This is a genomic window from Streptomyces sp. NPDC001393, assembly GCF_053597455.1.
This window is the reverse complement of sequence record NZ_JBSFIH010000142.1, coordinates 1-2,333: the sequence shown is the minus strand read 5'-3', so window position 1 is coordinate 2,333 and position 2,333 is coordinate 1. Positions and strand designations below refer to the sequence as shown.

At 67.6% G+C, this 2,333-nt stretch carries 2 protein-coding genes and 1 pseudogene; 2 read left to right on the top strand and 1 reads right to left on the bottom strand.

The genetic code is table 11. The features are described 5' to 3' along the window. The coding region (locus tag ACWC2T_RS45895) for a polysaccharide deacetylase family protein (RefSeq protein WP_450676224.1) at window positions 1-311 on the top strand (311 nt) is incomplete at its 5' end. A gap of 87 nt (window positions 312-398) precedes the next feature. Here the strand turns inward: ACWC2T_RS45895 and ACWC2T_RS45890 are convergent. Further along, window positions 399-1,675, bottom strand: a pseudogene (locus tag ACWC2T_RS45890) (IS701 family transposase). Between the two features lie 153 nt (window positions 1,676-1,828). On the opposite strand from ACWC2T_RS45890, the gene ACWC2T_RS45885 reads away from it, so the two are divergent. Continuing rightward, window positions 1,829-2,191, top strand: a complete 363-nt coding sequence (locus ACWC2T_RS45885) for a hypothetical protein (RefSeq protein ID WP_450676225.1) — start codon at window positions 1,829-1,831, stop codon at window positions 2,189-2,191. The last annotated feature ends 142 nt before the right edge of the window (window positions 2,192-2,333 follow it).

Below are 2,333 nucleotides of genomic sequence, written 5' to 3'. Positions count from 1 at the left end.
CCAGCGACACGATCGAGAAGGTCACCGGCCAGCGCCCCACGATCTTCCGTGCCCCCTACGGAGCCTGGTCGGAGCCAACCCTGGCCACCTGCCGCGAGATGGGCATGCGACTGCTGGACTGGTCCGTCGACCCCCACGACTGGTCACAACCAGGCACCTCGGCCATCGTCGAGCGAATCATGGCCCACGCCCATCCCGGATCGATCATCCTCGAACACGACGGCGGAGGCGACCGCTCCCAGACAGTGGCCGCCCTGCGCCTGGTGCTTCCCCGCCTGCTCGACGCCGGCTATCACTTCGTCACCCCCTAGTAGGCCTCCGTTAGGTCTGTCTTGATCTTGGCGTGGTCCTGCCGGGCAGAGGTCGGTGGCAGGTGGTGCAGATGCCGGTCCAGCAGTTCAGCAGGTCCTGAAGGATGTCGAGGATCTGGTACAGGGTGAGTCCGGTGTGTCGGCTTTTGGGCTCAGCCGCTGTTCGGTCAGGAAGGAGTGGGCGGCGGTGACCAGGGTGGCGTGGTGGTGCCAGCCCGGCCAGGAGCGGCCTTCGAAGTGCTCCAGGCCCAGGCCGTGCTTGAGTTCGCGGTAGTCGTGCTCGATGCGCCAGCGGATCTTCGCCAGGCGGACCAGGTCCGGGATCGGGGTGTCGTCGGGCAGGTCGGACAGCCAGAAGCGGGTCGGTTTGTCTTCGCCGTCGGGCCATTCGGCCAGCAGTTGCACCGGGGGCAGGACGCCGTCCCACCGGCCGTGCTCGGCCACCGCGGCTTGCTGGGCCAGTCGACGCGGGCGCACCCCGGCCGGCCGGACTTGCACCGTGAGGAAGTGGGAGGTCATCGGGGAGCGGGAGCCTTCCCGCCAGGTCACCTCGCTGAAGGCGTCCCGTCCGGCGGCCGTGGCCAGTTCCGCCACCGGAACGGGTGGCTGCCGGTAGCGGGGCACCGGCCGTCGGCCGTTGCCGGACCAGGCGGGGCCTCGGGGAGGGCGTCATGGGGCTGGACGGTCAGATCGCCGCGGATGCCGACCACGTAACGGATCTCCCGCTCGGCCAGGGCGGCGCGGAAGTCGGCGTTCTGGCCGTAGCCGGCGTCCGCCACCACGACCGGCGGCACCAGCTGCCAGGTGGCCAGTTCATCCAGGGCGTCCAGGGCAAGGCGCCACTTCTCCCGGTGCCCGACGTCCTTGGGCACGCCGGTCCGCCGTCGCCGGACGGTGTCCTCGGCCCACTCCCTGGGCAGGAACAGCCGCCAGTTCAGCGGGCACGAGGCTGTGTCGGAGACCGCGTGCACGCTGACCGCGACCTGGCAGTTCGCCTGCTTGCCCAGCGCACCGCAGTACTGGGGAGCAACCCCGACCGACATCCTGCCGTCCTTGGGAAACGACACGTCATCGATCGCCCAGGCGTCCGGGCCGATCTGCGGCACCAGCCGCTCGGCGATCCGCCGGCGCACCGGCACCGGATCCCACGTGGACTGGTTCACGAACTGCTGCAGGTTCTGCTCGTTGCCGTCCGGCAGTCGCGAGGCCATGGCCTGGATGGACTTGCGGCGACCGTCCATCATCAGTCCCCGCAGATAGCAGTCGCTCTTGGCCCGCTGGTCCTTGCGCGGCACCGAGGCGAACACGTCCGCCACGAATAACGCCAACTTCGCCCGAACACGATTGACTTCATGTACGTCCACACAGTCCTCATGCCCCTGAACACTGCAGGCAGACAGACCTAACGGAGTCCTACTACTACATCGGTCCCATGGAAGATCCTCTCGTCGAGATCCAGACGCGAGTAATGGGGCCGCTGCTGTCGCGGGCGCGGCAGACCGCGGAACTCGACATCGATCCCCCTGCTAAGGCTGCGTCTGCTGTCGGATTTCCTGCTGACCATCATCTTCCGCAGGCTCGACCACATCTGGGTCTACGAGCACGACTACCGCAGCTTGAGCGGCCCGGAGCTGAAGACCCTGATGGACCAGTGTTCCGACTTCGAGGAGTTGATCTCCGGACTGCTCGCGGAGGCCGTCGGCCAGGGCACCTTCCGTGCGCTGCCGCCACGGCTGGCCACTGTGCAGTTCCTCAACCTGCACAACCACACGTACCAATGGGTCAAGCCGGACGTGCAGTGGGACGCGGCCTTCCTCGCTCGTGAGTACTGCGCGACCCTGTTCCGCGGCTTCGGGCGCGCCCGACCATGCTCTGCCTAAAGTCGAGGAAAGGGTCGAGGCCTTCAAGCACGACTAGGGCCAATGCTGTGACTCTGTTGGCGATCTTGTGAGGGTCAGCTGGTGGCGGTGCAGAGGGCGTGGAAGTGGCTGGGCGCCCGCTGCTTTCGGGTCGGACTGGCGA